Raw genomic sequence first — 6121 nt, forward strand, 5'->3', positions numbered from 1 at the left:
CCTATTCAGTAAAAAAGGGAAGGAAATTACCCTTCCTTCCCTCAAGATTCTCAATTAACATTGAATTGGAATTTACCCCATGGTTCCAAATAATCGAGGAGAAAAATTTCCTCTTCCGCTATTCGGCCAACTACATTTGTTTTCCCCGAATTCTTCATTTCCTTCAATGCAATCTGCAGTTCCCCTTTATATTGTCCATAGAGCTCATTTTCAATTAAAATATCACCGCGTCTAATATCAGGCGTATATGTTGGTTTAAATTCTTCACCCTTATATTTCACGCGTGATTGAGTCGAGCGAATAAGGTAATCGGAAACATCACCACGGTAAAAATGGAATTCTTCCAATACTATTTTTTTCTCTAAAGCTGTTATGGTGTCGTGAAGGTTAACATTAAATGTTAACAGACCGCTGTTTAACAGGCTAAGCTGCTTCAATTCATCTTCGGATGCGTAGGCATTTGCAATAATTACATCATCAATCAACCCTGTCGCATACAAGTGTTTCGCTTGTGTCGTAATGGGCAATTCCCGGTGCATTTCCAATGTACATAATCCTTCCATTATAGGCCAAGGTCCGTACGTTGCTGCATGAGAGCTTATGAAAGCTGACGTGCGGATATTATGCATTTTGAATGACTCACAGCATTTTATAAAATGAGGATAGCTCAGCCCTGCATAGCGATGAGGATAGAAGTTATGCGATCCTACTAAATTCTCTTTATTTGGTTTGTAATCGATAATATTTTCTAAATATTTTGTTGCATTGCTCATATTTATCTCAATTTTGAGACCATATGGATTATGTGTCATAATCGACTCTTCGTTACCTGTAAAGCCCATGTCCAGCCTGATCCCATACGCACCTAATTCTGCAAAAAACGATAAGTCATTATAAGAAATGCCTAGCGAACCGAATACTCGGGGAGCAATATCGACCATCACTTCCATATTCAATTGATTGGCATAACGAATCGATTCTTTAAATTCTTTTAAAATCTTCTCTTTGTCACCTTCGACGGATAGCAAGCAAGTAAAGATCTTTTTGAATCCATATTTGTGTGCAAGTGCAATGTATTCCATGTCTTTCTCAACGGTTGAATGCTCTGGATAGATAGAAATACCGAGTTTACCCATTATTTAATCACCTCTTTACTGTTGTGGAGCTAGCTTTTTTACAATGCGAATCATATGTTCAATTAGCTTTTGTTCACTCATTGCCGTCATCAAATGATCCTGAGCATGAATCATTAATAATGTTTTCTCACTTGGAACTCCATTCAATTCTTCTTGAATCAGTTTGGTTTGTGTTTTATGGGCCAAGTTCAATTCCTCCTGCCCCTGTTTAATTAGATCCTCTGCCTTTTCAAAATTGAATTCTTCCGCTTCTTTCAGTGCGTCGAATGCTAAACCTCTCGCATTTCCACTATGTGATATAATTTCAAAAATTTCCATTTCGTTATTGTTCATTTCAGTTGACATATCATTACACTCCTATTTTATGTTAGATTTTGAAGGTTCATTGGAATACTGTAATCCAAATTTACTGTTTAAAACACCATTCACTTGATGTTCGGTACAGCATTTTCACTGAAAAATCGTGGTAAATATTCTTGATGCGCTTTTAAAAGTTTTTGTAAAACAATTTCCGCCAAGTCATCACTTGGAATAAGCGGGTTAATCGTTAAAGCTAATAACGCTTTATCATAAGAACCTGTAACGGCTGCCTCAGCACCAATTCTTTCAAATGATTTGATTTGTTGAATTAAGCCAAGCACTTGTATGGGTAATTTCCCCATAGACAAAGGAATTGGTCCATTTTTGGTGACGATACAACTTACTTCGACTGCTGAATCATAATCTATATCCGTAAGCGATCCTTTGTTTTGTACATTTAGCACTTGTATGTCTTTTTTATCATTATAAATGGAAGAAATGACGTTACACGCTGCATCACTATAGTAAGCTCCACCACGTTGCTCTAATTGCGGAGGCTTGATGTCAAGGGTTTCATCCTTGTATAGGTCAAACAAACCTTCTTCCAGTTTTTTCACAACTTCCGCTCGAGTTTCCCCAGATTTGAATGCTTCCAACTCTTCTTCTAAAATCGTTTTTGTTTTGTAATAATAACGATGGTACGGGCAAGGCACCACTCCTAAAGATTTCAAAAATCTTCTGTTCCAAGCCAATGGGGCAATATTCTTCATCGTCAGTTGAATTTCAGGATTGCCAAGCATTTCAAGCACTTTATCCGTGACTTCTTGATCATCAACGAACACATGCATCCCGAATACCATATGGTTTAACCCGGCGAAATCCATGTGCACTCTCTTCATATCAACACCAAGCATGTTGGAAATAGACATATGCATATTAAATGGAACATTGCATACCCCAATGACTTTTTTATGCTTGCTGTAGCGGAGAAGGGCTTCCGTTACCATCCCAGCTGGATTTGTGAAATTAATTAACCATGCATCCGGGCAGAGCTCTTGCATTTCTTCTGCAATTTCCAGAAGAATGGGGATAGTTCGTAATGCTTTGGACAATCCTCCTGCGCCATTTGTTTCTTGACCAATTAAGCCTAATTCCAATGGGATCCGCTCGTCCTTGATTCGTGCATCAAGTAAACCCACTCTCATTTGCGTTGTGACAAAATCGGCATTTTGCAAGGCTTGACGGCGATCTAACGTTAGATGTATTTCCATTGGGAGTCCTGCTTTTTCAACCATACGTTTTGCTAAAGTTCCTACAAACTCCAGTTTTTCTTTTCCTGCCTCAATATCCACTAACCACAATTCCCTAATAGGCAACTCCTTATATCGTTTAATAAAACCTTCTATTAATTCTGGTGTATAACTGGAGCCTCCACCAATCGTGGCAATCTTCAACCCGTTTTTCATTTCCATTCCCCTAACACCTCATTGTAAGCTAATCTGAATTCTTCATTTATTTATAGATGATTGCATAACAAACCAATGCGCTTACCGCTAATAAAGACAAGAATAATAGTCCTGCTTGTTTCTTGTTTTTAAACTTACCTTCAACAAAACAAACAACCATCGTCAATCCTGCGCTTATGGCAAAGGTATTTCCCATGTATAGTGATAATTGTTCATTTATCTCAAAGGCATCCATTAATCTGTTAAAGATAAAATTAAAAACAAGAATGAAGCTAAAAAATAGTAAGGCACTTTTGTAACTAAAAAAGTGGATTCTGGAAGTTGAATTCATGTTCATTCCCCCTCTCAATTCATAAAAGGAGTTTGGAGCATTTAGTCCCAAACTCCCTTTTAGGTATTCCTTATAAAGCGATATTTTTATGATCCGTTGTTTCTACCATGTTTTCTTGCGCTAAAAGCTTTTTATCGTACATCTTAAAGAATGGCAGATAAATAATAACGGAAATGGTTAAATTCACCATCACTAGAACAATGGCTCTCCAATCACCGCCTGTTGAAAGGTAGGCACCTATTGGAGCGGGCAGTGTCCAGGGAACCATTACATAAGTCGGGTTCACCAGTCCGATGGACGTTGCTATATAGGCAAGTGTTGCACCAATTAGCGGTGTAATGATAAATGGAATAATCAGTACCGGGTTCAGTACAATCGGCATCCCAAAGATGACAGGTTCATTGATGTTAAAAATGCTTGGTACAATTGTTGCTTTCCCCATTGCTTTACTATAGGTGGACTTTGCCGTTAAGAGCATGGCTATTACTAAACCCAATGTTGCACCAGACCCGCCAATCCAAATAAACCATTGGAAAAATGTTTCAGGAGCGATGTGGGGAATTGCCTTTCCAGCAGCAACCGCAGCAGAGTTATTTCCCAAGTATACTTCCCAAACCGGACGAGCTACGGCACCTACGACTGATACGCCATGAATACCAAATGACCAAAAGAATGTAATCAAAAATACTGGAATTAATACACCTGGCAATGTATCGCCTGCACTGATGAGTGGTGCAACCGCTTTATCGACAAGTGAGTGTAAATCAACAGCAAAAACGACTGTAATTAAAGTCATAACAAGCAGTACAATTGAAACTGGTATTAATGCTTCAAATGAACGGGCCACTGAAGTTGGAACAGAATCCGGCATTTTGATTGTGATATTTTTTGTCTTACAAAGACGTAAAATTTCGACAGCAAAAATGGATACAATCATTCCTACAAAAAGACCATGGCCGCCGAGATTTGTCATTGGCAGAACAAATCCCACATCATCCATCGTCTTTACACCAATTGTGAACAAGAAGGCTGCTAATGATAGTAAACCTCCAGATAGCGGATCAAGTTTATAGCTTTGAGATAAACTGTAGCCTATACCAAAAGTAATATATAGCGTCATGATGAACATCGTTAATCGATATGGTATTAAAATTTCAGCTATATGTTTTGCAGACCATTCACCTAATGCAGTATCTGCTGCAACGGGCGGAAATGCGATGATCAAGAATAAACTGCCAAAGATGATGAAAGGTAACGCAGAAACCACTCCATCCCGAATTGCGCGTAAATGTTTTTGCTCAGACAATTTAGCCATAGGTGTTGAAAGATTATTTTCTAAAAAAGCTACAAACTTGTCCATTCGTGTTTTCCCCTTTTACGTTTAGTGAAAAGAAATAGTAATTAGTTTATTATTTTGCTAGTTCCGTTACCAGTTTTAGTAGTTTAGGTCCGCCAAGAGGGCTGTAAGCTTGGGCTGGTATGGCTTCACATGGGACGCCCGCTTCATCTGCCGATGCCTTAAAGCCATCGAAACGATGTTTGACTTGCGGAGCTACCATTGCAACATCCCAGCCATTTCGTACTTCCGCATCAAATTCTTGAGTGCCGACTGCCAATACTTCTATGGTTACACCCTGTTTTTCCCCTTCCTTCTTTAAAGCGCTTACAACGATTGCACTAGACATTCCACCTGAACATACGAATAATACCTTCATTCTTTTTTCCTCCAATTTTTTTATTTTTTTTATAAAAAGCGTTAAATCGTTTTTCTTATGAATCCTTGTGCCTTCACTAAACGATTTGAGGCTTCTTCATATGATACATTCGTTAAAATCATGACAATTGCGATCTTAGGCTGGGCATGTGCCTTTTCTAAAAATTCACCTGCAATTTCATAGCTACATTCAGTAGCATCCATGATAATACGTTTTGCACGTTCAACTAGCTTTTCATTAGTTAACTGTAAATCTACCATTAAATTTCCATAAACTTTTCCAACTCCAACCATTGAAGCGGTGGAAAGCATGTTGCATACTAACTTTTGCGATGTTCCAGCTTTTAAACGTGTAGAACCCGTCAGGACTTCAGGCCCGTTTACAACTTCAATCGCAACTTTTGCAATCTTACCTATCTCAGAACCTTTGTTACAGCTTATCGACACAGTTCCTGCACCAACTTGATTGGCATATTCCAATCCAGCAATAACATATGGAGTGCGACCACTGGCTGCAATGCCCACTACGACGTCCCTGTTTGTTAATTCGATTTTCTTCAAATCTTCAGGACCTAATTCAAAACTGTCTTCAGCACCTTCCACTGCCTTAATGAAAGCCTTTTCCCCACCAGCTATAAGACCCACTACTTCACTAGGATCGGTATTGAATGTCGGGGGACATTCTACTGCATCCAATAAACCGATGCGCCCGCTTGTTCCTGCACCCATGTAAATTAATCTGCCGTTTTTTTTCATGGCTTCGACGATCATCTCCACGGCTTTAGAAATTTGCGGAAGTTCTTTTTTTACACAATGGGCAACTTTGATGTCTTCTTCGTTCATTACCTCTAAAAACTCAAGTGTTCCCATTTCATCCAAACTCATGGTCTTTTCATTACGACGCTCTGTCGTTAAATGCTCTAGCATACATATCATCCTTTTTTATTTCAGTGGTGAAAGTGGTGAAACTTTTTTTAGCTATAGAGAATATATCATTATTAAAAATTAATTTCAATATTGTGTATACATTTTTAAAAATTAATTTTAAAATAAATGGAGATAGCTAAATGATTATTATCTTTCTACTAAAATTGGAATGTAAACTGACTAGCCATCTTATGAACCAAACCTCCGATTCTTTTTATTGTTTAGATCTTATCTCACTATTCATATG

At 38.2% G+C, this 6121-nt stretch carries 7 protein-coding genes; all 7 read right to left on the reverse strand.

Translation table 11 applies throughout. From position 1 onward, the window contains the following. Window positions 1-50: 50 nt before the first annotated feature. Window positions 51-1136, reverse strand: a complete 1086-nt coding sequence (locus ACFVSH_RS21735) for a DUF871 domain-containing protein (RefSeq protein ID WP_387597328.1) — start codon at window positions 1134-1136, stop codon at window positions 51-53. 15 nt (window positions 1137-1151) lie between these two features. Beyond that, the gene (locus ACFVSH_RS21740) at window positions 1152-1481 is read right to left on the reverse strand and encodes a PTS lactose/cellobiose transporter subunit IIA (protein ID WP_260287686.1); all 330 of its coding nucleotides are present in this window, start codon (window positions 1479-1481) and stop codon (window positions 1152-1154) included. 80 nt (window positions 1482-1561) lie between these two features. Continuing rightward, window positions 1562-2908 (reverse strand): 6-phospho-beta-glucosidase, encoded by a 1347-nt coding sequence (locus tag ACFVSH_RS21745; RefSeq protein ID WP_387707771.1) that lies wholly within the window; start codon window positions 2906-2908, stop codon window positions 1562-1564. A gap of 40 nt (window positions 2909-2948) precedes the next feature. Next, window positions 2949-3233 carry a hypothetical protein gene (locus ACFVSH_RS21750; RefSeq protein WP_387597334.1) on the reverse strand — a complete coding sequence of 95 codons (285 nt, stop codon included), beginning with the start codon at window positions 3231-3233 and terminating at the stop codon, window positions 2949-2951. A gap of 70 nt (window positions 3234-3303) precedes the next feature. Next, window positions 3304-4593 (reverse strand): PTS sugar transporter subunit IIC, encoded by a 1290-nt coding sequence (locus ACFVSH_RS21755; RefSeq protein WP_387597337.1) that lies wholly within the window; start codon window positions 4591-4593, stop codon window positions 3304-3306. 49 nt (window positions 4594-4642) lie between these two features. Next, window positions 4643-4948 (reverse strand): PTS sugar transporter subunit IIB, encoded by a 306-nt coding sequence (locus tag ACFVSH_RS21760; protein WP_061463755.1) that lies wholly within the window; start codon window positions 4946-4948, stop codon window positions 4643-4645. 41 nt (window positions 4949-4989) lie between these two features. Further along, window positions 4990-5874 (reverse strand): N-acetylmuramic acid 6-phosphate etherase, encoded by an 885-nt coding sequence (murQ, locus tag ACFVSH_RS21765; RefSeq protein ID WP_387707773.1) that lies wholly within the window; start codon window positions 5872-5874, stop codon window positions 4990-4992. Window positions 5875-6121: the final 247 nt, after the last annotated feature.

Origin of the sequence: Peribacillus sp. NPDC058002, assembly GCF_042886655.1 — a bacterium.
Classification (GTDB): Bacteria; Bacillota; Bacilli; order Bacillales; family DSM-1321; genus Peribacillus; species Peribacillus aracenensis.